Source organism: Thalassotalea sp. PS06 (assembly GCF_007197775.1).
Classification (GTDB): Bacteria; Pseudomonadota; Gammaproteobacteria; order Enterobacterales; family Alteromonadaceae; genus Thalassotalea_A.
Genome location: NZ_CP041638.1, coordinates 101,306 through 127,672, shown reverse-complemented (window position 1 = coordinate 127,672; position 26,367 = coordinate 101,306). Strand labels below are relative to the sequence as shown.

Here is a 26,367-nt window from a genome sequence, read left to right as displayed (position 1 = left end):
TATGTCTACCATCGAACAAGCACTCGCTAAAAAACAGGCTGATTTGGCCAATAAAGCTAAAGAAGAAAGTGTAGACAAATCACCTGCGAAAAAGAAAGCAACTAAAAAACGTACTAAACCTGCGGCCTCCGCAGCTCGTGAAAAGGCTGAAGCAAAACCTGAAGCTAAAGAGGTTGAAACAGTCGCTACCGCAAACGACACGGTAGAAGTTAAAGAAAGCGTTGCTCCGGTAGCACCAGAGCCTGAAATTACCGAACCTGTCATGGTCAAATCCGATGAGGTTGAAGACGTTGAGACCATGCGTGCTACCGATCCCGATCCAGTTGTCGGTGAAGACGTATTAGAACTCGACCTACCGATGCTGGAAAACTTGGGTTACCTGACCGCTCAGGACCACTCCCACAATCATCGGGTGCAAGAAGAGTTTCGCGAGATCAAGCGTAACTTACTTGGTAATGCGCTAACCACTAAAGCAAACAAGGTTAAACACCCGAATCTGGTTATGGTTTCCAGTGCATTAGCAGACGAAGGTAAAACGTTTGTCGCCATCAATCTGGCTTTGAGTATTGCTGCTGAACAGGATAAAACCGTGTTGCTTGTCGACGCCGATATCTATAAACCAAGTGTATTACGCCATTGTGGTATCAAACCTCGTAAAGGTCTGATCGAATATCTGCTTGGCAATATTGAAGAAGCTGGCGACATTATCTATTCCACCAATGTCGACAAACTAAAAATCATGCCGACCGGCACACCGCACTATCTTGCCAATGAATTACTGGCAAGTGCGAAAATGACATCGCTAGTTGAGGAACTGGCGAGTCGTTATCCGGATCGTATCGTGATTTTTGATTGTCCTCCGATTTTAGGTCTGACTGAGACCGCTGCGCTTTCGCAATTAATGGGACAAGCCATTATTGCCGTTGAAGAAAATAAGACTCCGATTCAAAAAGTAAATCGAGCCTGTGCCATGTTAAATGAAGATTTAGCTAAAGGACTGGTGTTGAATAAAGCATTACAATCGCATAAGGAATTATATGGTACTAACAGTTACGGATACGATAATAAGACGATTATTCAATAAGATATCTGTACTTGCTGTATGCACTGTTTTAACCTTTTCTTCCTACGCAGAGACTTGGACGATTACGCCCAGGGTTTCTGTTGAAGAGGTCGTTACGGATAACGTTGAGCTGTCTCCTAATGATGAGACGATCAGTTTTGTTACGTTAATATCCCCCGGTATCAACGCTCAATACGTATCAGGCGGGGCCATTGCTAATATTGATTATGAATTTATTCAGGTTCTCTACAGTCATGACTTAGGAGCACGGGATAACTTCAATCAAATGGAAGCTTTTGGTCGCATCGAACTGTGGCCAGAAGGCTTGGCCGCATTTGCCTCATATTCTATTGATAACGTTGCCGAAAATAGCGCCCGAAATGCGTTGGCTGACCTCGTGGCGGGTAACACTGTGCAATTTCAAAGATTACGCGCAGGGTTAGATTATAACGTCACCTCTTCCACCGTTATTACCTCGGCACAACTGGCTTATCTTTACGACACGGCGCAGGATGCCATTGGTGATCGTGAGGGTTACAGTGGTTTCTTTAATACCCGCAGCGGAAGCGCCGCACGTAATGTTTTCTGGGACGCGACCGGACAAATTCTTGATACCTCTAACAATCGTCGTACAGGTCAATATTGGAATATGGACATCAATATTGGCTGGATAACCGGGTATAAGCTAAACCCGTTCATTCGTTACTACGATGAAGATACCGAAGGCAACCTGTTAGATACGCAAATTCAGGGTACATCTTCTCTCGGTTTCGGGATCCGTTGGCAGGTTACCAATAGTCTGGATATAGACGTCGCCTGGAACAAAGTTGATGAAGAAGATGCTAATGTCCCTGACGTCGACTTCCTGGATCCGCCAGAAGACTATGTCAGTGGTGCCATAAACTGGCAGCCATCCGCGCGCACCGCTCTGAGGGCTAAATACTTCCAGCGTTTTTATGGCGATGCTTATCAGGCCTCGTTCAGACACCGTATGCGAAAGCTCAATACAACCCTCACCTACAACGAGGCCATTGAGTTATTTGATCGCTACAACTTTGTCGAACAGGATCTGGAAGTCTGGTGCCTGGGTCTGACTCCCGGAGATTTTTCCAGCTGTATTGTCGGCCCTGATGAATCGTTTGATCTGACCGGATATACCTTTATCGGATTTGCCAACGATGTCGGATTGCGACAATCGGAAACCTACAGTCTGAATAGGACCTTAAATTTCAGCACATCATTATCGCTGAAACGCACTACCTACCGTTTAGGTATGCGCAAAACCAAACGTACTGAATTAGAGTTCGGTGATGATGATATCTATGAATATCTCAATGTTGGAGTCTCTCGGGAAGTGTCCAGAAATGTCACTCTCGATGGGAGTTTTTCATTTATTAGGAATGAATTTGACCGTGACTTCGATGAAGCAGAAGAACAAATCGATCATTACCGGATTTGGGCGGCTGAATGGGTTGAGGAATTAAACTCAACCCTGACCATGACCATTTACGGGCAACATTTAAACCGCAGTTCTAATCGGTTCTTATTAAATTACGATGAAAACCGTATTGGCATCAAATTGGTTAAAGAGTTCTGATATGTATGAAAATTTTTATGGCTTCAAAGCCAAACCATTTCAATTAAACCCTGATCCAAAATTCTTTTTTGGTTCAGCAAAACACACCCAGGCTCTTTCCTATCTGCAATATGGTTTAGAGCAAGGCGAAGGCTTTATCGTTATTACCGGGCCTATTGGTACCGGTAAAACCATGCTGGCTCAGAGTCTTTTGCATCGAATTAAAGATTCTTCAATAGAAGCGATTCAAATTGTAACCAGCAAGCTGTCGCCGGAAGATTTGCTGCGGGCAATTGTCCGGAAATTCAAAATGCCGGTAGAAAACCGCAGTAAAGCAAGTTTATTACAGGCGATTGAACAACATCTGCTGGCACTAAATAGTAAAGGCAAACGTGCACTGCTATTGGTTGATGAAGCGCAAAACCTGCCAGCAGAAACAGTTGAAGAAATGCGTATGTTGTCAAACTTCCAACGTAATAATAAACCCTTGTTGCAAAGTTTCTTATTAGGTCAGGAAGAACTGAAACCAATCATCCAAAGCCAGGGGATGGAGCAATTTCGCCAACGGATTATTGCTTCTTGCCACTTGCAGCCTCTGACAACTGAGGAAATTGCCCAGTATATTAAGCACAGGCTAGAATTAGTGAGTGAAGAACCGTTGCAAATTTTCGCGGATGATTGTTACGAATACATCAAGCAAAAAACCTTGGGGATTCCCCGTAAAATAAACCTGTTTGTCGACCGGGTCCTGCTTTATGGGTTTTTAAATAATAAGCGATTTTTGATTCGTGAGGACCTGCAAGCGGTGAGCGAAGAGTTTGCCGAAGAATTGAGTACCTCTCAGCCGACACAGGCTGATATCAATGCTGAAGAGCAAGTTGAAACCACAGCCAAGAAAGCCGAAAAACCTAAGGGCTTGAGCAAAGATACTCGTTTGGTTGATAAGCGTATTCTTAAATCGCTGAAGAAGATTTCCGATTACTTACAGGAAAGCATCGACCAAAAAATGAGTATTAGTCGTGACCTGGATAAGTTAATTGAGCAGAAAGTTGCGTTGGCAATGGAGCGCCAGCATTCCAGACCTGAAGTAATCAAGAAAACCATCGACCCTTCGACTGAGCAGGCTGTTATAGACTATGCCATCTCTCACCCCGATGATGGCCAATACAAAGCTAGCGAGGCATTACGTCAAGATGGCGTTTTTGTGTCCGGCTCCGCGATTCGCTCTATTTGGTTAAAGCACAATCTGGAAAACTACTCTAAGCGCGTCAAAGCACTTGAAGAAAAGGTAAACAATGAGGATATCGTCCTTAATGAAGAACAGCTTACTATTCTTGAAAAGCATATGGATGATGACAATCGGCCGACAGCTTAAACTTTAGGGTATCGCCCAGTAAACAGCCGGAACGTTAGTTCCGGCTTTTTTGTGTTACATTTTTGTGTCTCATGGTGAATTACGCTTCCTGAGACTTCAGTTGCATCGAATACTTTTCAACCAGTGCATAAAGAGTCGGACGAGTAACACCCAGTAATTCAGCGGTACGACTCATGTTACCGTCAGCGAGCGCGTACGCCTTGCTCACTGCACCGGATTCAGCCCGCTCCCTAACCGCGCGGAGGTTTAATTCCAATGGCGATGCCGACTCGTCGGCTTCCTCGCTAAACCCTAAGTCGTTTGCGGTAACCTGACCACCAGTAGCGAGTATCACCGCCGACTTAATTTTATTCTGCAGCTGGCGGATATTACCAGGCCAATGGTAGCTTTTCAGAGCATTAGCGGCAGAGTCAGAGAACCCCTGAACTTTGACATTGTAATCTTTGGCATACTGCAGCAAGAAATACTGGCCGAGAATTAACACATCGTATTCTCTGTCTTTCAGAGGAGGAATCGAGAATACCATTTCGCTGATGCGATAATACAAATCCTCACGGAATGTTTTTTCCGCCACCATATTTTCCAGATTTTGATTGGTCGCGCAAACCACCCGGACATCTACCGGAATTTCGGCACGTCCACCAATTCTTTCAATGATTCGTTCTTGTAAAAAGCGCAGGAGTTTTGCCTGTAGATTAAATGGCATATCGCCAATCTCATCGAGAAACAAAGTACCACCCTGGGCCATTTCAATTTTGCCTTTGGTAGTTCGATGGGCACCGGTAAAAGCGCCTTTTTCAAACCCAAATAACTCGCTTTCAAGTAAGGTATCGGGGATTGATGCGCAATTGATGGCGACAAAGGGTTTCTTTTTACGATTACTGAGTTTATGAATGGCATTGGCAACCACTTCCTTACCTGTACCACTTTCCCCCAGCAACAGTGCTGTAATCTCTGTGGGTGCGATCCGTTTGATACGAGTTCTTAAGTTTTCCATCACTTCACTACTGCCAATGATGCCGGAATCCACTCCTGCCAGCTCACGGATCACACGATTTTCTTTTTCGATAGTGGAAACATTATTAGCCCGGTCGACAATGACATTGATGACATCGGCGTCCAATGGTTTTTGGTAAAAATCATAGGCACCATTGGCTATTGCCTGTAAAGCCACCTTATGATCGTCATTGCCAGTAATCACCACCACCTTAGTGAATGGTGCTAGTGCCATAATTTCCTCTAAGGTTTTTAAACCTTCACTGGCATTAGCGGTATCCGGCGGTAAGCCGAGATCGAGAAGAACCACTTTCGGCTCATGCAGTCGGATGGCGTTGATCGCCGTCTGGCGGTTCTTGGCAAAGATAGTCTGATAATTAGAAAGGCTCCATTTCAACTGCTTTTGAATGCCTTCATCGTCATCAACAATTAATAATTTTTCCATGGTTGTTATATCCAATTTCCTGGTATTCACTTAGTGACATTTCGATGGTAAACGTCGTGCCTTTATCAACTTCACTTTGCACAGACATTACGCCGGAGTTTTCCTCAAAAAACTGGCGAGCTTCATAGACTCCGATACCCATTCCTGCGTTACCCTTAGTGGTCGAGAATGGGGTAAATAACTTGTCGCGAATAAACGCCTGTGTCATCCCACACCCCCTGTCACGTATACTAAGGATTAGTCTATTTTCCTGTTTTTTTCCAATTAGTTGCACGTGATCATCGGGTTTGCTGGCTTGTTGTGCATTTTCAATCAAATGCATTAAAACGCCGGCAAATCTCTCTTTATCCGCATACACATAAAGATCCGCTTCACATTCCATTTTCACCTGTGGTTTATGGACATTAGCAAGCTTGACCGATTCCACTAACAATGCCTGAACATTCACCTGTTGTTTCGGTTCTTTAATCTTCTCCAGTGATTTATTGGCGAGCTGGCGAACCACTTTTTGCAGACGCGAGCTTGCCGATTCAACAGTTGCGAACACATCACTGATAAATTCAGGGTTATTTTTATGGCGTTCGGCATTGGCGGTGATCAGGCCCAACTGCGCCTGAATATTTTTCAAATCATGCAATACAAAGGCTGACATTCGATGAAAGACGGCGAACTGTTGAGTTTGGGTAAGCTGTTTCTGAGCTTCCTGCAACGATAAATAATTGCCAAGCTGTTTGGTCAGTGCAAATAAAAAGTCCCGATCTTCCCAATTCAGCACGCCTTTATTGGCAGGTCTGGTCATCGCAAACACGCCGGTCAGGTGCTGTTGAAAAAACACCGGAACCAGAATTTCGATATTGTCATTCAACAAACAGATGTGATCTATTTCCAGGCCTTTATAAGTCTCAGGAGAAGATTTAACTTCCGATAAATCGATGATCCAGGCCTGCTGTTGAAAATAGTCGACCAGACTATCCAATTGTCCCATTGATGCCATGCCTGGTTTAAGCTGACCATAATTCATCACTTCAAAGCGATTAACGTTATTAAGCTGCAAATAGATACAGCCATCAAGCTGCAGGACTTCGCTTAAAGCGCTCGAAGCATTTTCATAAATATCTTCGCTATGACTGCGCTCAATGGCGGCAATAAGGTTTAGCCATTCCAGCCGGTAGTCGTAGCGATTGGCAAAAAAGTGTTTGGAGATAAAGACGCGTATCTTATTTCTTAGATTTTGCGTTAACAGGACCGCAAACAACACCAGCAATCCAAGGCACATAAAAGCAACACTGAGTAATTCACTCCATTGTCCGTCCAAAAAGCGAATGACGTAACCGGCAAAAGCAAGTAACAATAAGTAGACACCGCTGAGCACCAGAATAGAACTGTAGAAAACAATGTCTCTGGAGATGAACAGATCGGAAGACCAGTTTTTAATGCGTTTAGAGCTAAGCAGAATAAATGGCATCATCGCCGCGCTTAAATAACCGCGTAGATACCAGAAATTGAAATCCAGCTGATTTATCAGCGCTCCCTGGGCAAAGATAACAAAGTCGAAAACCAACATACTGCCAAGCCCGAACACCATCGGCCATACCGCCCATCTGGCTCGCTTTTGGGCATTTCGAAAGACTTGTTCAAGTAATACCAGAGGCCACAGATTTAGCGCCATAAAGCTGATAAATACCCAGGTAAAGTTTTGCTGGTTAACAATACTCACCCCCGAAAGTAGCGCCAGCAAAACCACAGCAATCAGGAAATGATGTACTTCTTTTTGCTTTAAAAGATTGCTAAATGATGAAGCGCGTAACTTAACGCCAAGAATTAATAAGGTGATTAATATGCTTTTCAGAGCTTCCATATAAAGCACATAAACCAGGCTAAAGCCTTGATACAGTTGCCAGACGCTCATACAGGCACAGACACAAAGAATGATACCTAACACACGAGTTAAGGTGCCACTTAAGGATTGCTGGCGCGACGCCATCGATAGCAGGAAGAAAATGAGATAAGCCAGACTACTAAGTCCGTAACCTATCAAGCCTAACAGTTCCATGTAAATTCAAGCTTATTATTATCGGTTTAAACCTAAATTTAATAGTAGTCGATAATTGTAAAATTGCCTGACAGCATCCAGATTGCAACCGCTGCAGCGCCATTTTGAGCGCCAGCGACCTACAGCAACTGTTTAAATTTAATACGAATAGTGGGATTAGCCTGAACAAGAGTTGACAGTCGAAGCTGTGCGTATAGAATGGCGATGCTTTTATTGCTATGATTTGCAAAAGAGCACCACTTCACACGACCACTCGTAGCTCAGCTGGATAGAGCGCACCCCTCCGGAGGGTGAGGCCGCAGGTTCGACTCCTGCCGAGTGGGCCATTCCCTATTCCAAGCCATTTCGAACGAAACCTATTAAATATTGAGAGAGAAGTTGCAAGAACACATGAGCAATAGGAGTAATATTTAATGAATAAAGGTTTATTGGTCAGATACCTTATCGTTTATCCACTTTACTACGTGATCGCAATGTTATTTGCAGTAATTTTGTTGACGTTTCTAATGGATTGGACATTTGATTTTGCTAAAAAAATATTTTTCATGTATGCAGGAACAATGTGGTTTGTTTGTTATTTCGCCCATTTTGATATTTTTAGATATGCGATTAGTGGTGATACTAAACGCTAGGCTTGAGTAAATACTTTTGAATCCAAAGCCAAACTATTCAAATTGATATTCTCCTCATTCCCTGATCAACGCCGCTTGCCTGTACCGGTAAAATCGCTATGATGTTACTTTTACTGCGAAAAAACACGTTATGGAACAATTACAAAGTGCATCCAAATGGCAACTGTGTCATATCACGTTAGCGGGAAACCTGGTTGCTAAGCCGGATATCCGTTATCGTGCTAATCCCGCCATACCGATTTGTGAATTTGTCATTGCTACCCATCAGCGCTGGTACGATAAAACATCGAACGGTTACAAAGAGTGGAGCACTTTCCATAACTGTTACGTACAGGGTGATATCGTTGAGCGCGAATTTATCCGTGCCGAGAAAGGCCAGCTTATTTTCCTTAAAGGTGCCCTTGCAGGAGATGGTAGCAAGCATTTGGTCTGGGTGAATGACATCAGCGTTGTAGGTAAAGGCATAGGTCAGAGCATCAATCAACTCACCATGCAGGCCACATTGGCATCAGACGTAAAGCTGATGCCGACACAAAATAATGCCACGATGGCAGAATTTACTATCGAATGCCTACAATCGGGAATGCCAGCAAAGCAAGCGAGTGTTCAACGCATCGTTCACATCTTTGGTAAGTCTGCTCAATATCTCGCTGATAAAGGGAAAATCGGACAACAACTGCTGCTTGAAGGGAGCCTGGCGCAACAGAACGATAATAAACAATTGCAGCTAATCGATGCTAAGCGGGTTATAATCTGCCCAGAATAATAACCATAAATGTAGTCAATCTCTTGCCGTATATAACAAAAACTCTCACCCTAGCTGGCTTCTTAATCTTGCTGGCTGTACTACCTTTTTCAGCTTTAAGTAAATATGGCACTGTAACCGTTGCCAGTATTGTCAGTGTTTACGATGGTGATACTTTTCGTGCCAATATCGCCAACTGGCCAGACATTATTGGCAATAATACTCCCATTCGGGTTAACGCGGTTGATACCCCGGAAATTCGTGGTAAATGTGACTCAGAAAAGCAGCTAGCGAAAAAGGCCAGGGATTTCACCCGTCAACAGTTACAGCGGGCAACTACAGTAGAGTTAAGAAATATCGAACGAGGCAAGTATTTTCGATTGATCGCTGATGTTTACATTGATGATGTGAACCTGGCGCAATTACTCATCGACAACGGTCTGGGAAGGCCTTATGTGGGCGATAAGAGGCAATCCTGGTGCGAAAACGCTTCCTGAGTGTAACGAATCTGAAAGCCTGGTGGTCATCCCATCGGCTGACGCTTAACCTTATCTTATTTTTTTTACTACTCGGTGTGGTTATCAGCGCCGGGATCCACTTCTCTGGATTAAGTCAGTATTTCAACCTGCAAACTCTGGATAACTTCGCCACCCAATTTCAACAAAACTTAACCCTGAATTTTCTCATTTTAATGAGCCTGGGAACGGCGATTGGTTTGCCCAGGCAAATCTGTGCGTTTAGTGCTGGCTACTTGTTTGGCTCGGCGTTAGGGATTTTGCTGGCAACTACCGCAGCGATTATTGGCTGCATCCTAACCGTGATGATAGCCAGGTACGGGTTGCGACAAATACTACTGCCTAAATTCCAGCGCCAGGTCGATAAGATTCATCAGCTATTGCAATATCGCACTTTTCGAAAAACCTTAATGGTACGGTTTATACCTGCAGGTAATAATTTTGTGTTTAACCTCTGCGTTGGCGCTGCTCGTGTGCCTCTAAAACCGTATTTCCTGGGTTCCTACTTAGGCTTTATTCCACAAATGAGCATTTTTGCTTTGATAGGTAGCGGCATCAAGGTGCAATCAAACCTGCAAATCACGGTCAGTGTAATCTTGGCGCTAATCGCCGCGTTGATTGCCTGGTCACTAAAATCCCGGTCTTAAACGGGTCTTAAACGTTAGACAAGGCCCTTCAAGATACGATCAAAAAAGGCGCCAACGGCGCCTTTTTCTGCTGACTTAACGTCAGGGTTAGTTCATCTGACTTAAGTAGATGACAAGGTTTTTGTAATCGTTTAGGAAATCAGAACGATCTAATTCATTGGCGTTTACACGGTACTTACCATTAACAACGATGGTAGGAACACCGGTTAGAGCGCGTTTGGCAACTAAGTCATCCTGATTTTTCTTTTGCTTTTTAGCCTGAGAGTTTACGGAAAAACTCTTGAACATCTTATCAAACTTCTCACCATCTACACCATTCATCACAAAAATCTTACGGATATCGGCTTCTGATGTGATAGGACGCTGCTGCACCTGGATTTCATTGAAGATAGCACCGATCAACTGGTTCTTTTGCGGCAACTGTTCGGCCACAACCAAAGCTTTGGTAATGTTGAATTGAACTTCTTCACTGGCAGCACGAAGGAAATCAACGTGGTTTTTCTCGAAGCTTACGCCTTCAGGAAGTGAACGGGCAAGATCCTGCATAAACGGCTCAAAACGTAAGCAGTGTGGACAATAAAATGAGAAATACTCACGAACTTCTTTTTTCGCAGAGGCAGTATCACTCACTTTGGTGTAGTGCTTACCCTCTACATATTTCTCTACCGCCTGGCTCCCAAACGCCGCTAGTGCGGTAACTAAAAATAAAGATACTAACTTCTTCATGTAATGTGATTCCTTACGAATTTCTATTATGAGTTTTTATACCATTATGGCATCAAACTCAAGGGTGGCTCCTGTAAACTGGCCACTTGTTCTTTTAATGCAAGTATTTGTTGTTCCCAATATTTCTCGGTATCAAACCAAGGGAAATTACGGGGAAATGCCGGATCATGCCAACGTTTAGCAAGCCAGGCCATATAATGCACGACTCTCATGGTTCGCAGCGATTCTATCAGTGACAGCTCACTAGTATCAAATGAAAAGAACTCCTCATACCCCGATAAGAGTGTATCCAATTGTAACAATTGCGTTTGCCTGTCGCCGCTGAGCATCATCCACAAATCCTGAATGGCGGGTCCGGTGCGACAGTCATCAAGATCGACGAAGTGAGGACCATCGTCAGTCCAGAGAATATTACCTGCGTGGCAGTCACCATGGAGACGAATCTGTTTGTTCGGTAAATAGCGAGCACTGGCAAATTCGATGGCTTGTTCCAGCACAGTAAAGAACGGCGTTTGCAGACTCAAGGGAATCATCTGACAATTCTGCAGGATCTGCCGGGCATCTAACAAGCTTTCCTGTATAGAAATCCCTGGACGATGTTCGAAACTCTGTTGCGAGGATACCGCATGGATACGACCAACAAAGCGCCCCATCCATTCCAACTGCTCGAGATTATCTACTTCGAAGATTCTGCCGCCGCGGCATGGAAATACGGCGAAATGAAATCCCTGATGATGAAAAATACTGCGGCCATCACGTTTTAGAGGCGCGACGATTGGTAACTCGTGTTCATCAAGTAAAAACGAAAAATCATGCTCTTCCTGAATTTGCGTTAATTGCCAGCGACCGGGTCGATAAAACTTGCAAACGAACTTACGGCGCTGTTCATCATGGAATTGATACACCCGGTTTTCATAACTGTTCAGGGCGAGCAGACCGCTATCTACCGAAAAGCCGGCCCCCTCAAGACCATCAATAATGGTTTCTGGCGCCAGCGATGAAAAATTAAAATCTGTCATATAAACCCTGATTATTGCAAACGAGTATGGGGGCGGTCCTTATTCTAAGGCCGACGATTAAAGAATTTACTCGACTGCTTGATGATTACATCGTTATCTTTTGGCTCGACCTGCTGCACGACAAAGGATACATCTGTCATATATTCCTTCAGTTCGTATGGGTCGACGGCGATACTGACCGTTATCGTTTCCTGCTCCGCAGCTTTTACAGTGATACGTTCTTTACCCTGCCACTGTTCGTATTCGAGCCCTTCCATCGATATTTTATATACGCTGTCATGTTGCGATTTGTTCAACACTTTAAGGGTATAAACGTTTTCAATCAAACCTTCATTGGTTTCCCTCGACAAGGCATTGCGATCTCGAATGATATCTAACTGCAATGGCACCCGGGTAGCTAAATCGGCAACAAAGAAACCTGTCATCACCAATAGTATCGTTGCATACATAAACAACTTAGGGCGCAGAATATGGACTTTCTTGCCGGTCAGCTCATGCTCAGTGGTGTAGCGGATAAGACCTTTTTCATAGCCCATCTTCTCCATTACCCCATCACAGGCATCAGCACATGCACCACAGTTGATACACTCATATTGCAGGCCGTTGCGAATATCGATACCGGTCGGACACACCTGAACACATAAGTTGCAATCGATGCAATCTCCCATACCAACATCGGCGGGTTTAACTTTTCGTGAACGTGGACCGCGAGTTTCACCGCGACCACTATCATAGGAAACAGTCAGAGTATCTTTATCAAACATCGCTGACTGGAATCTCGCATATGGACACATATGCAGACACATCACCTCTCGCATCCAACCGGCATTACCGTAAGTTGCGAATGTGAAAAACACGATACAGGCAGTCGCCATGACACTGGCATTGAAGGTGAAGAAATCCAAAACCAATTCACGCATCGGTGTGAAATAGCCGACAAACGTTATTGCGGTAAACAGCGCAAACAACACCCAACATGTGTGTTTCGCGGCTTTTCGCCAAAACTTATTGGCTGACATCGGCTGTTGATCCAGCTTTTTACGCTGATTGGCCGTCCCTTCAAACTTTTCTTCAAACCAGATAAAAATAAACGTCCAAACGGTTTGTGGGCACATATAGCCACACCAAACCCGACCCAAAAACGTCGTAACGAAAAACAACAAAAAAGCGCCAATGATAAATATCCAGGCCAGCAAAGTAAGATCTTGAGGCCAGAGAGTTAGCCCCCAAAGATTAAAACGCTGCTCACCAATATCAAACAGGATGGCTTGCTGCCCGTTGTATTGCAGCCAGGGCAATGCCGCAAAAAGAGCCAGAAAGAAAAAGTTCATTTTCTGACGAACGCGCTGAAAGAAGCCACTGACTTTCCTGACATAAATTTGGTCACGAGGTTTGTATTGCTCAACCTCAGCTTCGCGGGGACGGTGAACCTTGATTTCTTTAACCGGTATCGTTTTAACAGGTATCGACGTTGATTTGTTTTCTTCCATTAGACGAAAACCTCACCCTGGGACTATGTCATAAATTTGTTAAATTATACCTGAACACGTACCGTAAAGTATGATTTAACGCAAGATTTCTGGTGTTTTTATCGGAAAATTCGTTATCATGATGACAACAATAAGAAACAGGTTCGGTTATGAAAAAAATATTTATCTTGATTGTTGCAGCCGCAATATATTTACATTTCTATCCGTCTTCTGAACTGGGTTTATGGTGGCAACAGCAACTGCAATGGCTAGATGAACAGACCAGCGAATATACCGACACGAAAGTTCGCGTTCGTCCTTCCAAATTGGTAACGGTTTTAACACCAGAATTCAGTAAATATTCACGTATGGAAGAAGCCTATATCAGAGAGCTGGCTGAATCTCGGGAAAATATCAAAGAGTTTTACTTTGAATATTGTAACGAACAGAATGTAAATAGGCGCTTAAACCGAACTTTGCAAAATCGAGTGTGCGAAGTTATTGAGCAGAATCGACTGTTAGCTTCTTAAACTTCTGGTTTACATTTTCCCTGATGATAAACCACGTGCCTGCCCGGGCGGGCAAAGCCGATCAAATTCATATTGCCTTGCGTTGCCAGCTCCATTGCCATGCTAGTTGCCGCAGATACCGAGATAAGGGTAGATAATTTCTGCTGCAGACATTTTTGCACCATCTCATAACTGGCACGACTTGAGGCCATTACAATCCCCTGTCTTTGCTCAACATTTTTTACTGCCAGATAACCAATAAGTTTATCCATAGCATTATGTCGGCCGACATCTTCGCTGACATGGATAGGATTTCCCCGAGCGTCAAAAAAGCCACAGGCGTGAACGCTGCCACACTCTTTATTTAAAATCTGTGCGTTGGAAAATTTCTGCAGAATTTCTTCGATCAATTGCGGTGAAGGTAGAGGCTCGGTTGCAAGTGGCGGCAGTTCAATATTCACCATATCTAAAGATTCTTTACCACATAGTCCGCATCCACTGACACCAGTGAGACTGCGGCGTCTTTGCTTAAGCCGATTAAATTGGCGGGAATTAAGTTCGATGTTGAGCTCCAGACCATTAACTTGGGTAATTAACTCAATATCAAAAATATCTGCGGGATCGTCAATAATGCCCTCGGTTAGGGAAAACCCAACCGCGAAATACTCCAACTCAATTGGCGTTAGCATCATCACCGCATGCGTCAGCCCGTTGTAAACCAAAGCTATAGGTTTTTCTTCAATGAGAGAGTCGTCACCAGAAACGCTTTTATACTCACCTGAATCTGCCCTTCGCTCAGTAACCGGTGCAACCACCATTCCGGAATCGGCACCTACACGCTCTGTGGTTAACCGAAAACCTGAGACTTCTGATTTAGACTCTTTAATAACTAACTCCCTGCGGAAAGCTGTTTAATAACCTGAGCAAATTCATCGGTACTTTGCTGCTGTGCCGGATGCTGGTATTGCTGAATGACCCATTGCCCTAATACCATCACATCACGCACCGCATTGCTCGCACTGGCAAAAATAAAACTGTCCATTCGGTAATCATCACCACCAGCGTACAGACGTAATTTATCCTGATCAAGCACCAGCAGATCCGCCTGGCGGCCGATTGCAATTTCACCGGTATTACTGGCGGTACTGATAGCACCTCCCTTGGTACTGTGTTGCCACAAACACCTACCGACAGAAGGTGTCGCGGTGGTTGCAAGAACGGCACGTTGCTGTTTTTGCAATCGCTGCGCATATTCTAGCAATTTCAGCTCTTCGCAGGCATTTACACTGATATGACTATCTGAGCCAATCGCTAATCGACCGCCAGCTTCCAGAAACTCAACGGTTGGGAAAATACCATCACCAAGATTAGCTTCCGTAGTTGGACAAATGCCGGCAATCGCACCCGTCTCAACGATACCTTTAAGCTCGCTGTCATCAATGTGAGTGGCATGAATCAAGCACCAGGACGAATCAATATCAATATTGTCTAATAACCATTGCACCGGACGTTTTTGATAGTGGACAAGACAATCGTTGACTTCTTGCATTTGCTCAGCAATGTGAATGTGCACCGGCGCCTTGTCATCCAGACTTTTTAAGTGCGCAACCGCACCCTGTAAAGATTCTAAATCCACTGCGCGCAGTGAATGCGGTGCAATGCCGACATTGGCGTTGGATTGAGTTTTGGCATGCTCGATACAATCGCTAACTAACTGGTTAAACTGCTCAACCGAGTTGATAAAACGTCGCTGGCCATGAGTAGGCGCCAAAGGACCAAAACCACTAAAACGATACAGTACCGGCAACATGGTAATGCCGATACCGGATTCACTGGCAGCCTTAAATACCGCCTTAGCCATGGTGCTCAGTTCAGGGTATGGTTTTCCTTCTGAGTCGTGATGCAAATAATGAAATTCAGCAACTCGGGTGTAACCGGCTTTCAGCATTTCAATATAGAGCTGCCGGGCAATAACCTGAGCTTGTTCTGGCGAGATATGATCGACAAACTTGTACATGATCTTGCGCCAGGTCCAAAAGCTGTCGTTACCTTCACTGCCCTGTTCAGAAAAGCCAGCAAAACCGCGCTGAAAGGCATGGGAATGACAATTCACCATACCTGGGATCACAGGGCCCGATGCGACAACCGCCGGCTCGGTTTTACCATCAATAATATCGGCAATAATGCCGTTATTGATAATCAGGGTTTTATCGTGCTGCCAGCCGTTATCAAGCAGAATATCTTTCGCAAATAAATGCTGGGTTGCGGCATGTTGATTCATTATGGCTTAACTCCGGATTTGCTAACATGATGAGAATTGCTGTGGGAGCCTGGAGTAATATAGTCAATAAATGCTAGTAGCATTTGCTGCAAAAATGGAGTCACCGCCTCTGCTTTATCTTGGTTGTATTTACTGACTGCATCCTGACTTTCCGCACTATCACTTGCAGAACCTGGTAGTACTTCATCCATGTAAGTTCGTTGCGATAACTCCAGTTGCACGGTTTCAATATGCTTGTCTAGATTGGCGTAGGCGCGAGTGATATAGCCACCTTTAAAACGACCATCGATGACTTGTGAATAGGGTGAAAAGTCTAATTGTTCCAATACATTGTGAAATTCATGGGTACAACTTTTACCTTGATTGGTACCAAAGTTAAAGTCCGGTAGCTGGCCGTCAAAGAAGCGCGGTACCTCAGAGCAAATCGAATGTGCTTCAAGTAACAAAGCCTTCCCATGATTTTTCTGAATCTCAGCTAAGGTACTCTCGACCGCCTGGTGGTAAGGCTGCCAGTAGGTTGCAATTCGCCGTTGTATTTCTGCTTCATCGGGATTCATCCCCATACGATAGAGAGGCTGACGTTGAAAGTTAGTAGTGGGGCATAATTCAGTACTATCTGCACCTGGATATAGGTTTATCCCGTCAGGCGAGCGATTTAAATCAATAACGTAACGGCTGTAATTAGGAATGATTAAATAAACGCCTAAGTCTCTTGCAAATCCATATAGTCGGTCTAAATCCCAATCGGTGTCGGCGACACTTAAACCTGCGTTAGTCATGGTCGAGCGGATTTCATCAGGAATCTGGATACCATTGTGCGGCATCGAAATAAGGATGGGTAGAGAGCCTTGTTGTAGCTGATATATGGATTGAGTCATAACGTTCTAAAAACTTTAATAATGCCGTGCAAGTTGTATATACAATTACCAGTAATGTAGCATTTTTGCGCCCTCCGGGAAACCCAAACACCACAAATCCGCGACAAAACACCTAACACGATACTGGCACAATGCTGGCTGGTTACGATTAATTACCTTTATTTACGCGTAAATAAACAAAAGCATTTTGCATTTTTTTCGATCCTTTGCTTTAATTACAACTTTCGAAACGAAACTTAAAACAACACATTCGAAACTTATGTCGAAACGTAATACCCAACAGCGCCGCCATGTAATTTTAAGCCATTTAGCCGAACAGGGCGAAGTCAGTGTCGATCAGCTGGCCATACAATTCCAGACCTCAGAAGTTACCATACGAAAAGACCTGGCAGCCCTTGAAAATAGCGGCCTGCTATTACGTCGTTATGGTGGTGCCGTTCCCCTGCCCCAGGAAATCATCCAGGCAGAAAATAGTGAACAAGTTTCGAAACGAAAGTTATCCATTGCCCGGGAAGCAGCACGTCATGTCAAAGATCATAACCGCATTATCATCGACAGCGGCCGCACCACTGCCGCTATCGTGCCAGAGTTAAGCCAAAAGCGTGGCCTGGTAGTAATGACTAATTCACTTTCCATCGCCAATCAAATCCATGAGTTAGAAAACGAACCAACATTATTGATGACCGGTGGTACCTGGGACGCCCGCTCGGAATCTTTCCAGGGAAAGGTCGCGGAACGGGTGTTGCGCTCATACGATTTTGATCAGCTATTTATCGGCGCTGATGGCATCGATTTGCAACGAGGTACCACAACCTTCAACGAACTGATTGGCCTCAGCCAGGTAATGTCCGGTGTCGCCAGAGAAGTCATTGTGGTAGTGGAGTCAGAGAAAATCGGTCGCAAAATTCCCAATCTGGAACTGCCATGGGATGCCGTCGATACCCTGATCACTGACGCCGATATAAGTACAGCGGTACAGCAGCAAATTAAAGCGCACAACGTCAATGTCATATGTGCGCAAACCTTAGATTAACGATTTTAAATAACCAATTTTAGTAACAGGAAACGAATTATGTGTGGAATTGTTGGTGCAGTAGCTCAACGTGATGTAGCTGATATTCTGGTTGAAGGATTACGTCGTCTAGAATACCGCGGCTATGATTCAGCCGGTGTTGCGATTATTAATCAAGACAACGAATTACAAAGGGTTCGTCGTTTAGGTAAAGTACAGGAGTTGGCCGATGCCGTTAATGCCAATCCATTAAATGGTGGTACCGGAATCGCCCATACTCGCTGGGCAACCCATGGTGTACCAAGCGAAGAGAACGCCCACCCCCATGTTAGCAGCAATAACATTGCTGTAGTACATAACGGCATTATCGAAAACCATCAGGAGCTGAAAAACCTGTTGATTGAACAGGGTTATGAGTTCACCTCACAAACCGATACCGAAGTTATCGCCCATTTGGTGGATCACTTATTAAAAACCGAGGACAGTTTATTAGCGGCTGTGCAAAAAGCCTGTAAGCAATTTGACGGCGCCTACGGTACCGTGATTATGGATCGCCGCGATCCAGAGCGCGTAGTAGTTGCTCGCTCTGGCAGCCCACTTGTCATTGGTTATGGTCTTGGTGAAAACTTCCTGGCCTCAGATATGATGGCGCTTTTACCCGTTACCCGTAAATTTGCTTTCTTAGAAGAAGGCGATGTTGCCGAAATTACACGTTTTGAAGTAAACATCTTCGATAAAGACGGCAATGCCGTCGAACGAGAAGCAAGTGAAGCTCAGGTGAGTCATGATGCTGGTGACAAAGGTGAATATCGTCACTACATGCTAAAAGAGATTTATGAGCAGCCAACGGCAATCCGTAACACCCTAGAAAATCGCATTGTCGGTAACGAAATCAATACCGAAGCTTTCGGTGAAAACGCGAATCAGATTCTGAAAAACATTGATCACGTGCAAATCATTGCCTGTGGCACCAGTTATCACTCGGGCATGGTCGCTCGCTACTGGTTAGAGCAATACGCCGGGGTCTCCTGTAATGTTGAAATCGCCAGTGAGTTTCGCTACCGCAAGTCATTCGTGCCGAAAAATGCACTATTAGTCACCATCTCACAATCCGGCGAAACCGCTGATACTCTGGCCGCACTTCGTCTGGGCAAAGAGCTTGGTTACACTTCCAGCCTAACCATTTGTAATGTCCCAGGTTCGTCATTAGTCCGTGAATCAGACATGGCGTTTATGACCAAAGCCGGTGCAGAAATCGGCGTTGCTTCCACCAAAGCCTTTACCACGCAATTGGTAGGTTTAATGATGATGACCATCGCTATTGGTAAAAACAAAGGCATGGCCGCAAAAATCCAACAGGAATTATTGCAATCATTAATGAGCCTGCCGGCAAAAATTGATGAAGTGTTAGCATTGGCAAAAGATATCGAAGCGTTAGCGGAAGATTTTGCCGACAAGCATCACTCATTATTTTTAGGTCGCGGTGATCAATATCCAATTGCGATGGAAGGTGCGTTAAAGCTTAAGGAAATTTCCTATATCCACGCTGAAGCGTACGCCGCCGGTGAGCTAAAACATGGCCCGCTGGCACTGATTGACGCTGACATGCCGGTTATTGTGGTCGCACCAAACAACGATTTGATTGAAAAGTTAAAATCGAACGTTGAGGAAGTTCGTGCCCGGGGCGGTTTGATGTATGTATTTGCCGATACCGACGCAACCTTTTCCAGCGATGACACCATGAAAGTCATTCCTGTGCCGCATTGTGAAGAAGCCATTGCGCCAATCGTTTATACCTTGCCGCTACAGCTACTTTCTTACTACGTAGCGATCATCAAAGGTACCGATGTTGACCAGCCTCGTAACCTGGCAAAATCCGTTACGGTTGAGTAGATAGTTATCTTAATCAAGAAAAATTTGTCGGCAGACAATAAAGGTTGATCACAAACAATAAAGCATGATCAAAAACAATAAAGACTGATCATTTTAAACCTCCTGTTAAACTTGGGTTAGCAGGAGGTTTTTTATGCTCGATCCCGATAAGCCACTAAACAAAAAGATAAAAAACGACTACAAGATAAAAGAGGTGAAGGGTGTGGTGATTCTTATCAACCTTTTATTCAGGTAGGAGAATTTAGTAGCTCAGGTGTGTTAATTTGCACTTATAACTGATCCACAATTTGCATTGAAATCTGATCCACCATAGGCGAACTTATATCTTAAAAATCAGTCTGTTGTTGTTGGATTGATGGCTCACTTTCTAATGCAATATTTCGTTAAAACTGGCTCAATTTAGGATGCAAATCAACACGCAGGAGCAGTTATCGAGGAGCAATTTTCGGTGCTATCCTTTCGCCTTTTGAGAACAGCAGCTGCCATGTGCAGGCTGTGTGCTTCCATCTGTGCTGGCACCAGTGCGCTGGCAGGCCAAACGTTGATGATTTAAGCGCAGTATGATCTCGGCGAGAATGGAAATGGCGATTTGTTCAGGGGTAATGGCTTTGATATCGAGGCCCGCAGGAGATTTAATTCGAGACAACCGCTGTTGGCCAACGGCATCAAGTTTGCTGGCTAACCGGGACTTCACTTTTTCCGCCTTTTTTTGACTGGCAATAAAGGCGAGATATTGATGCTCAATACTCAAACCATTGGCTAAACAGCTTTCATCACTATAACCCTGGCTCGCGACAACCACGTAAGGCTGACGCCAGTGTTGATATTCTTCAAGGTTATCGACCTCGACAGTGGTCACATTCTCACCACGGATTTCTTCCATGACCTTGATGTCAGCGTAAACTTCAAAGCCACTATTTCGACCAAGGTTAATTAGCGCTTTGGCAACGGGTGACTGTCCCAATACAAGCAGTTGTGGCAACGCAATGAAGGGGTCGATAAACACCTGTACTTTGCCTTCACTATGACAGGTTTGTGGAAAGGTCGAGACGCCGGGAAGTTGCTCGCTAATTTGCTCGCCAATATCCAGTAATCGACTTTGCTGGTTTTTCAGGCAATCTCGAGACGCTTTTCTCACTGCGCTCTGAACACAGCCGCCACCGACCCAACCAAACATTTCACCCCGGTCGGTCACCAAAGCCTTGCAACCAACACTTGCCGATGAGGGAGGCGTTACCTGAACCACAGTGGCCCAGCAAAAGTTAACCCCCTGAGCGATTAGTTGTTCAGCCTGTTGTGCGAGTTGGATAGCGGATAACGTTTCTTTCATAACTTAATTATAGAGCAGTAAAATGCTCCTCCAGGGCTTGTAAACTTTCAAGATTATTGGCGGGCGCAAATACATCCAGTAACGGTAACATCGCCGCCATGGCCTGAGCTTTTGGCTCATAGCCAGGACGCCCTAGTAGCGGATTAAGCCAGATCAACTTACGATTATGGCGTTTAATATCCTCAACCTGCTTAACCAGGTGTTCAGGGGCGCCAGTATCTAAACCATCACTGACAATCACTGCCACTGTCTGTCGGTCGGATACGGTTCGATATTTTTGGTTAAAGGTTTGCAGGCTATCACCAATCTGGGTACCTCCAGACCATCCCTGAGACACCAAAGCCAGGGAGTTTCTAACCCGCATTAAATCGGTTTGTTTCAGGGCCTGAGAAATCGGTAACAGATGAGTGTGAAAAGCAAATACGGAGACATCGCGAAAAGCGGATAATAAGCCTCGGGCAAAACGCAAAAACATAAAGCTATACATCGACATAGAACGGCTGACATCAATAAACAACAGTAACTTTGGCTGCTTTTTACGCGGGCTTTTGTATGCCAGGTTGATGGGCATGCCACCAAAGTGCAGGTTTTTACGTAGGGTTTTGCGAATATCCAGACGGGCAGCTTTTTTGGCAACTTTTTGTCGACGCACAACACGCTTTTTCATTTTTCGCGCCAGGTTCTCCACTAATCGCTGCATTTGCTGCATCTGCTCGGGGTCGGTCAGTGATTGGAAGTCAGCTCTGGCAAGGCTGGAAACTGCGCTTGCGCCCTCGCGAGTACCACTGTCGAGTGCCTGTTGGTCCTGCTCACTGTCGACACCGGGTTGATCACCGGCACTCGATTTTTGATGTTGAGACTGGGTGTCATCCTGAGGAGCTTTTTCAGCAGAATTTTGCTCTTTCTTGCGCTGCATCGGGGCTTTATCACTAGCCTGAAAGCGACTACTGGTATTGCCAGCAAACCAATATAACTGGTACAACTCAGGGAATTTTTGCCAATCTTCTTCACTACTGCAAAGTAAGGCTTGTAGATGCCATTGAAACTGGCTTTTTGAGGTTAGATTTACACAACCGAGACTGGCAAATAAATCCACTTCTTCTTTGATACCAACCACAAAGCCCTGAGCTTTGAGAAATTGAACGAATCCTGCGATACGCTCAATGAGTTGCTCAGAAACTTCCCATGCGGGTTCAAGAGATTGCTGATGATTTGCCATAATCCAGTCCGGCTAAAGGCTTGTTGCAATCAGACGCTGTAGCTCTACATCACTCAGGGCCTGCAAATCTTCACGGGTTTTCAGTAAACACACTAACGAGTCTTGCAGTAGCTGTGGGTCCTGATCGAGGTTGTCGATATTCAAAGCCAATAACGCGCTGGCCCAATCGAGCGTCTCCGCAATACCAGGGATTTTTCTCAGGCTTTTTTTACGAATGTCCTGAACGAAAGCAACAATCTGTCTTGCCAATTGCTGACTGATATCGGGCACACGGGCTTTGATAATCCGTAGTTCTTTATCAAATGCCGGATAATCAACGTAATGGTAAAGGCATCGGCGTCGCAGTGCATCACTGAGCTCTCGAGTACCATTTGACGTTAAGATCACCTTAGGAATGCTGCGGGCTTTAATAGTGCCGAGCTCAGGAATGGAGATTTGAAAATCGGCGAGTAGTTCCAGTAAAAAGGCTTCAAATTCTTCATCAGCCCGGTCAATTTCGTCAATTAATAGCACCGGTGATGATTCACGACTTATCGCTGCCAGCAAAGGCCTTTCCAATAGATATTTGCGGGAGAAAATATGTTGTTCCGTGTTTGCAGATTCAGACGAAGATTGTTCGAGAAGTTTGATCGAGAGCAACTGGTGCTGATAATTCCACTCGTAAACGGCCGCATTGATATCCAAGCCTTCATAACATTGCAGACGAATTAATTCAGTGCCTTTCGATTTCGCCAGAGCGTTGGCAATTTCAGTTTTGCCAACGCCAGCGTCGCCTTCTAACAATAAAGGCCGGTTGATGCTTTCCATTAGCAGCAAGCTCGCACAAAGCTGACGGTCGGCAATGTAGCCTTGCTCCGCCAACTGCCGTTGTTGCTGCTCAAGATCGAGAGTGTCTGTCATCAATAATTACCCAGTTATTGTTCTGTTATACGAGGTAAACAAACAACAGGATTAAGCTTTTTTGCTACCGAATAACCCGGAAAACCAGCCCGTGATTACTGACCAGGCAAGCGCCAGACCATTTAACTCTTGAGGTTGTTGAGCAAGCTCTTGTTTAGCTTGCTCAGCCACAGTCTCATCCGGTCCCATCGCTGCCACATTGTTCTCAAAGTTTTTGCCGAATTGATTAAGGATCTGATCAGCAACCTGAGTCATCATGCGTCCACCCAGGCTCGCGGCTTTGCCGGTGACCGTCATCTGGGCATTACCTTGCAACTCACAACTGCTGTCATCAACCGGTATTACCCGAGCCGTTAAATCCATCGCCGCAGAGGAAGTACCTTTGCTGTCCTGGCCTTTACCGACAAGTCGTAACGTATGGGTTTCGGGGTCGATTTCTTCAACAATAATGTCGCCATTAAATGCCATAGTCGCCGGACCAATTTTGGCCTTAACTTTACCCTTGTAATTCTTGTCGTCGATAGCCTCGGTAATTTCTGCCCCTGGCATGCAAGCTGCGACCTTATCTATCTGCTGCAAAAAGGCCCAGGCGTTAGACGCCGGGCCAGGTAAGGTGAAGCTTTTATCCATATCTACTTTCATTATCAGTTCCTCAACTTAGACTAGCTACGCTTGTCCAGATCCAATTCGCGAATATGTTTCCACAATCGATAAGCATTGTGAGGCATGTCCAAGTGGGTCGTCCCTAAATGAGAGAATGCGTCAACAATCGCCGATGTGAAGGTAGGAATACTGCCCACATGAGGAGATTCGGCGACACCTTTAGCACCAATCGGATGGTGAGGTGACGGCGTAACCGTGTAGTCGGTTTCCCAGGTAGGTGTTTCCACAAAGGTTGGAATGAAGTAATCCATCAGGGTATTACCGAGGATATTGCCCTGCTCATCAAACGGTAATTCCTGCCCCATCGCCACCGCAAAACCTTCGTTTAAACCACCATGGATCTGGCCTTCGATGATCATTGGATTAATGCGGGTTCCACAATCGTCCAATGCATAGAAACGGCGCACTTTCGTTACCCCTGTGTATTTGTCGATATCAACCACACACAAGTAAGTACCAAATGGGTAGGTGAAATTCGGTGGATCATAATAGTCCACGGCTTCCAGACCCGGTTCCATACCTTCAGGTCGGTCGTTATATGCTGCCCAGGCTATTTCCTTCATGGTTTTTTCCTGGCCCGGAACCCCTTTTACTTTGAAGCGGTCAACATCCCACTCGAGATCTTGCTCGCTTACTTCTAACAGGTGTGCCGCAATTTTCTGAGCCTTGGCGCGGATCTTTCTTGCTGCCACGGCGGTTGCCGCACCGCCCACCGGCGTAGAACGTGAACCGTATGTACCCAAACCATAAGGCGCGGTATCGGTATCCCCTTCTTCGATGCTAATTTCATCGGAAGGAATACCCAGCTCACTGGCAATGATTTGCGCATAGGTTGTCTGGTGACCCTGACCTTGTGTAATAGTACCCATGCGGGCAATCACTGAACCGGTTGGATGAACACGGATTTCGGCACTATCAAACATGCCAACACCCAGGATGTCACAATTACGGGTAGGACCGGCGCCAACAATTTCGGTAAAGGTAACCAGGCCGATGCCCATGAGTTCGCCTTTTTCCCGTTTTTCCTGTTGCTCACGGCGTAAACCTTCGTAATCACAAGCCTCCAGCACTTTATCCAGGGCGGTATGGTAATCGCCGCTATCAATTTCCCAACCAAGGGCGGTTTCGTAGGGAAATTGTTCCGCTTTAATGAAGTTTCTACGACGGATTTCGGCTTTATCAATCCCTAATTTTTGCGCCAGCACATCCATAGTGCGCTCAATCACATACACCGCCTCAGTTACCCGGAACGAACATCGGTAGGCAACCCCACCTGGGGCTTTATTGGTATAGACACCATCAACATTTAAATGGGCGACGGGAACATCGTAAGAACCGGTACAAATATGCATTAAGCCAGCAGGGAATTTTGAAGGGTCGGCACATGCATCAAAGGCGCCATGATCGGCTAAAACATTGACTCGCAGAGCTTTAATATGACCTTCACTGTCAGCGGCTATCTCCCCAGTCATGTGATAATCTCGGGCAAACGCTGTGGTTGATAAATGCTCCATGCGATTCTCAACCCATTTAACCGGCACACCAAGAACAATTGAGGCGACAATAGACACCACATAGCCCGGATAAACGCCAACTTTGTTTCCGAAACCACCGCCAATATCGGGAGAGACGATACGCACCTTACTTTCTGGAATACCAGAGAGCATAGATACAACGGTACGCACTACGTGCGGTGCTTGTGAAGTGATGTACACCGTTAGATGTTCATTTACTTTGTCAAAAGATGCAACACAGCCACAGGTTTCCAATGGGCTTGGATGAACCCGCGGATAATACATATCCTGCTTAACCGTCACTTCCGCCTGCTCAAATACCCGGTCGGTCGCGTCTTTATCACCTGCCTGCCAGTTAAAAATATGGTTGTCGTGAACGCGCTTACTATGAGCACCGTCCATCTTGCCAACCAAATCTTCACGCAGCACGGGCGCATCTTCATCCATGGCTTTGTGAGCATCGACCAGTACTGGCAGCTCTTCGTATTCCACCTCAACCAATTCGATGGCGTCGGCAGCGATATAACGGTTGTCAGCAACGACTACGGCAACTTCCTGATATTGAAAGTGCACTTTTTCATCGGCTAAAACGGCTTGCACATCACCGGCCAGGGTTGGCATCCAATGAAGATTTAATGGTTTTAGGTCATCGGCGGTTAACACCGCATGCACACCAGGCAAAGCGAGAGCTTTTTCTTTGTTAATGCTCTTGATACGAGCATGGGCATAAGGACTGCGAACCATATCAGCGAACAACATCCCGGGCATTTTAATGTCATCGACATAATTACCCTTGCCTTGAATAAAACGGGCATCTTCTTTGCGCTTGCGAGAGCAACCGACACCTTTTAACTGATCTTCTGCCTCGGGAGCATTGTTGGCATCATTTGCGTTATCCATAAATGTT

The 26,367-nt window shown here is 45.3% G+C and carries 22 protein-coding genes and 1 tRNA gene; 10 read left to right on the top strand and 13 right to left on the bottom strand.

All coding sequences use genetic code 11. From position 1 onward, the window contains the following. Position 1: 1 nt before the first annotated feature. Genes FNC98_RS00580 through FNC98_RS00570 form a run of 3 tightly spaced genes read left to right on the top strand, consistent with a single transcriptional unit; the run spans position 2 to position 4,014 of the window. Positions 2 to 1,084: an XrtA-associated tyrosine autokinase gene (locus FNC98_RS00580; protein WP_143579432.1), complete on the top strand. Its 1,083-nt coding sequence runs from the start codon at positions 2 to 4 to the stop codon at positions 1,082 to 1,084. Further along, complete coding sequence (locus FNC98_RS00575; RefSeq protein WP_143579431.1) at positions 1,038 to 2,660, top strand: TIGR03016 family PEP-CTERM system-associated outer membrane protein; 1,623 nt, start codon at positions 1,038 to 1,040, stop codon at positions 2,658 to 2,660. Before FNC98_RS00580 ends, FNC98_RS00575 begins: the two co-directional genes overlap by 47 nt. A gap of 1 nt (position 2,661) precedes the next feature. Continuing rightward, complete coding sequence (locus tag FNC98_RS00570; RefSeq protein ID WP_143579430.1) at positions 2,662 to 4,014, top strand: ExeA family protein; 1,353 nt, start codon at positions 2,662 to 2,664, stop codon at positions 4,012 to 4,014. Positions 4,015 to 4,093: 79 nt separating this feature from the next. On the opposite strand, the gene prsR is transcribed toward FNC98_RS00570, so the two are convergent. Both prsR and prsK read right to left on the bottom strand, forming a co-directional pair. Then, positions 4,094 to 5,455: a PEP-CTERM-box response regulator transcription factor gene (prsR, locus tag FNC98_RS00565; RefSeq protein ID WP_143579429.1), complete on the bottom strand. Its 1,362-nt coding sequence runs from the start codon at positions 5,453 to 5,455 to the stop codon at positions 4,094 to 4,096. After that, entirely contained in the window at positions 5,433 to 7,508 is a 2,076-nt protein-coding gene (prsK, locus tag FNC98_RS00560; RefSeq protein WP_143579428.1) for an XrtA/PEP-CTERM system histidine kinase PrsK, read from the bottom strand. Before prsK ends, prsR begins: the two co-directional genes overlap by 23 nt. A 249-nt stretch (positions 7,509 to 7,757) precedes the next feature. On the opposite strand from prsK, the gene FNC98_RS00555 reads away from it, so the two are divergent. From FNC98_RS00555 to FNC98_RS00540, 4 genes are all read left to right on the top strand, one after another. Continuing rightward, positions 7,758 to 7,834: transfer RNA gene (locus FNC98_RS00555), tRNA-Arg, on the top strand. Between the two features lie 436 nt (positions 7,835 to 8,270). Next, the gene (locus FNC98_RS00550; protein ID WP_143579427.1) at positions 8,271 to 8,906 is read left to right on the top strand and encodes a single-stranded DNA-binding protein; all 636 of its coding nucleotides are present in this window, start codon (positions 8,271 to 8,273) and stop codon (positions 8,904 to 8,906) included. Positions 8,907 to 8,929: 23 nt separating this feature from the next. Continuing rightward, positions 8,930 to 9,382 (top strand): thermonuclease family protein, encoded by a 453-nt coding sequence (locus FNC98_RS00545; protein ID WP_260680400.1) that lies wholly within the window; start codon positions 8,930 to 8,932, stop codon positions 9,380 to 9,382. Continuing rightward, on the top strand, positions 9,364 to 10,047 hold the full coding sequence (locus tag FNC98_RS00540; protein WP_143579426.1) for a TVP38/TMEM64 family protein: 684 nt from the start codon (positions 9,364 to 9,366) through the stop codon (positions 10,045 to 10,047). Before FNC98_RS00545 ends, FNC98_RS00540 begins: the two co-directional genes overlap by 19 nt. An 87-nt stretch (positions 10,048 to 10,134) precedes the next feature. Here FNC98_RS00540 and FNC98_RS00535 read toward each other — a convergent pair whose 3' ends face one another. Genes FNC98_RS00535 through ccoG form a run of 3 tightly spaced genes read right to left on the bottom strand, consistent with a single transcriptional unit; the run spans position 10,135 to position 13,282 of the window. Next, complete coding sequence (locus FNC98_RS00535; protein WP_143579425.1) at positions 10,135 to 10,773, bottom strand: thiol:disulfide interchange protein DsbA/DsbL; 639 nt, start codon at positions 10,771 to 10,773, stop codon at positions 10,135 to 10,137. Positions 10,774 to 10,817: 44 nt separating this feature from the next. Beyond that, positions 10,818 to 11,792: a serine/threonine protein kinase gene (locus FNC98_RS00530; protein WP_143579424.1), complete on the bottom strand. Its 975-nt coding sequence runs from the start codon at positions 11,790 to 11,792 to the stop codon at positions 10,818 to 10,820. 44 nt (positions 11,793 to 11,836) lie between these two features. Further along, entirely contained in the window at positions 11,837 to 13,282 is a 1,446-nt protein-coding gene (ccoG, locus tag FNC98_RS00525; RefSeq protein ID WP_143579423.1) for a cytochrome c oxidase accessory protein CcoG, read from the bottom strand. A gap of 149 nt (positions 13,283 to 13,431) precedes the next feature. Here ccoG and FNC98_RS00520 point away from each other — a divergent pair, with 149 nt between their 5' ends. Further along, positions 13,432 to 13,791, top strand: a complete 360-nt coding sequence (locus FNC98_RS00520) for a hypothetical protein (RefSeq protein ID WP_143579422.1) — start codon at positions 13,432 to 13,434, stop codon at positions 13,789 to 13,791. Here FNC98_RS00520 and fdhD read toward each other — a convergent pair. The 3 genes from fdhD to hutG all read right to left on the bottom strand — a co-directional run bounded on the left by fdhD (position 13,788) and on the right by hutG (position 16,929). Continuing rightward, positions 13,788 to 14,588, bottom strand: coding sequence for a formate dehydrogenase accessory sulfurtransferase FdhD (gene fdhD / locus FNC98_RS00515; protein WP_143579421.1), 801 nt, complete (start codon positions 14,586 to 14,588; stop codon positions 13,788 to 13,790). The two genes, FNC98_RS00520 and fdhD, sit on opposite strands and share 4 nt — an antisense overlap. A gap of 71 nt (positions 14,589 to 14,659) precedes the next feature. Continuing rightward, positions 14,660 to 16,051 carry a formimidoylglutamate deiminase gene (locus FNC98_RS00510; RefSeq protein WP_143579420.1) on the bottom strand — a complete coding sequence of 464 codons (1,392 nt, stop codon included), beginning with the start codon at positions 16,049 to 16,051 and terminating at the stop codon, positions 14,660 to 14,662. Then, positions 16,051 to 16,929 (bottom strand): N-formylglutamate deformylase, encoded by an 879-nt coding sequence (gene hutG, locus FNC98_RS00505; protein WP_143579419.1) that lies wholly within the window; start codon positions 16,927 to 16,929, stop codon positions 16,051 to 16,053. Before hutG ends, FNC98_RS00510 begins: the two co-directional genes overlap by 1 nt. 259 nt (positions 16,930 to 17,188) lie before the next feature. Between hutG and FNC98_RS00500 the strand changes: the two genes are divergently transcribed. Then, complete coding sequence (locus FNC98_RS00500) at positions 17,189 to 17,962, top strand: DeoR/GlpR family DNA-binding transcription regulator (protein WP_143579418.1); 774 nt, start codon at positions 17,189 to 17,191, stop codon at positions 17,960 to 17,962. 39 nt (positions 17,963 to 18,001) lie between these two features. Further along, on the top strand, positions 18,002 to 19,834 hold the full coding sequence (gene glmS, locus FNC98_RS00495) for a glutamine--fructose-6-phosphate transaminase (isomerizing) (protein WP_143579417.1): 1,833 nt from the start codon (positions 18,002 to 18,004) through the stop codon (positions 19,832 to 19,834). Between the two features lie 451 nt (positions 19,835 to 20,285). Here glmS and FNC98_RS00485 read toward each other — a convergent pair whose 3' ends face one another. From FNC98_RS00485 to FNC98_RS00465, 5 genes are read right to left on the bottom strand one after another with little or no spacing between them, the layout of a single operon-like run. After that, positions 20,286 to 21,164, bottom strand: coding sequence for an XdhC family protein (locus FNC98_RS00485; RefSeq protein ID WP_143579416.1), 879 nt, complete (start codon positions 21,162 to 21,164; stop codon positions 20,286 to 20,288). 7 nt (positions 21,165 to 21,171) lie between these two features. Beyond that, positions 21,172 to 22,383, bottom strand: a complete 1,212-nt coding sequence (locus FNC98_RS00480) for a vWA domain-containing protein (RefSeq protein WP_143579415.1) — start codon at positions 22,381 to 22,383, stop codon at positions 21,172 to 21,174. A 12-nt stretch (positions 22,384 to 22,395) separates the two neighbouring features. Beyond that, entirely contained in the window at positions 22,396 to 23,283 is an 888-nt protein-coding gene (locus FNC98_RS00475; protein WP_143579414.1) for an AAA family ATPase, read from the bottom strand. A 51-nt stretch (positions 23,284 to 23,334) separates the two neighbouring features. Beyond that, a complete protein-coding gene (locus tag FNC98_RS00470; protein WP_143579413.1) occupies positions 23,335 to 23,925 on the bottom strand; it encodes an SRPBCC family protein in 591 nt (196 codons plus the stop codon). A gap of 20 nt (positions 23,926 to 23,945) precedes the next feature. Next, the gene (locus tag FNC98_RS00465; protein WP_143579412.1) at positions 23,946 to 26,360 is read right to left on the bottom strand and encodes an aerobic carbon-monoxide dehydrogenase large subunit; all 2,415 of its coding nucleotides are present in this window, start codon (positions 26,358 to 26,360) and stop codon (positions 23,946 to 23,948) included. Positions 26,361 to 26,367 lie beyond the last annotated feature (7 nt).

Coding starts and splice junctions, on each gene's coding strand:
- FNC98_RS00580 (WP_143579432.1), top strand. CDS start 2: ATGTCTACCATCGAACAAGCACTCGCTAAAAAACAGGCTGATTTGGCC.
- FNC98_RS00575 (WP_143579431.1), top strand. CDS start 1,038: ATGGTACTAACAGTTACGGATACGATAATAAGACGATTATTCAATAAG.
- FNC98_RS00570 (WP_143579430.1), top strand. CDS start 2,662: ATGTATGAAAATTTTTATGGCTTCAAAGCCAAACCATTTCAATTAAAC.
- prsR (WP_143579429.1), bottom strand. CDS start 5,455: ATGGAAAAATTATTAATTGTTGATGACGATGAAGGCATTCAAAAGCAG.
- prsK (WP_143579428.1), bottom strand. CDS start 7,508: ATGGAACTGTTAGGCTTGATAGGTTACGGACTTAGTAGTCTGGCTTAT.
- FNC98_RS00550 (WP_143579427.1), top strand. CDS start 8,271: ATGGAACAATTACAAAGTGCATCCAAATGGCAACTGTGTCATATCACG.
- FNC98_RS00535 (WP_143579425.1), bottom strand. CDS start 10,773: ATGAAGAAGTTAGTATCTTTATTTTTAGTTACCGCACTAGCGGCGTTT.
- FNC98_RS00530 (WP_143579424.1), bottom strand. CDS start 11,792: ATGACAGATTTTAATTTTTCATCGCTGGCGCCAGAAACCATTATTGAT.
- ccoG (WP_143579423.1), bottom strand. CDS start 13,282: ATGGAAGAAAACAAATCAACGTCGATACCTGTTAAAACGATACCGGTT.
- FNC98_RS00520 (WP_143579422.1), top strand. CDS start 13,432: ATGAAAAAAATATTTATCTTGATTGTTGCAGCCGCAATATATTTACAT.
- fdhD (WP_143579421.1), bottom strand. CDS start 14,588: ATGGTGGTTGCACCGGTTACTGAGCGAAGGGCAGATTCAGGTGAGTAT.
- FNC98_RS00510 (WP_143579420.1), bottom strand. CDS start 16,051: ATGAATCAACATGCCGCAACCCAGCATTTATTTGCGAAAGATATTCTG.
- hutG (WP_143579419.1), bottom strand. CDS start 16,929: ATGACTCAATCCATATATCAGCTACAACAAGGCTCTCTACCCATCCTT.
- FNC98_RS00500 (WP_143579418.1), top strand. CDS start 17,189: ATGTCGAAACGTAATACCCAACAGCGCCGCCATGTAATTTTAAGCCAT.
- glmS (WP_143579417.1), top strand. CDS start 18,002: ATGTGTGGAATTGTTGGTGCAGTAGCTCAACGTGATGTAGCTGATATT.
- FNC98_RS00485 (WP_143579416.1), bottom strand. CDS start 21,164: ATGAAAGAAACGTTATCCGCTATCCAACTCGCACAACAGGCTGAACAA.
- FNC98_RS00480 (WP_143579415.1), bottom strand. CDS start 22,383: ATGGCAAATCATCAGCAATCTCTTGAACCCGCATGGGAAGTTTCTGAG.
- FNC98_RS00475 (WP_143579414.1), bottom strand. CDS start 23,283: ATGACAGACACTCTCGATCTTGAGCAGCAACAACGGCAGTTGGCGGAG.
- FNC98_RS00470 (WP_143579413.1), bottom strand. CDS start 23,925: ATGAAAGTAGATATGGATAAAAGCTTCACCTTACCTGGCCCGGCGTCT.
- FNC98_RS00465 (WP_143579412.1), bottom strand. CDS start 26,360: ATGGATAACGCAAATGATGCCAACAATGCTCCCGAGGCAGAAGATCAG.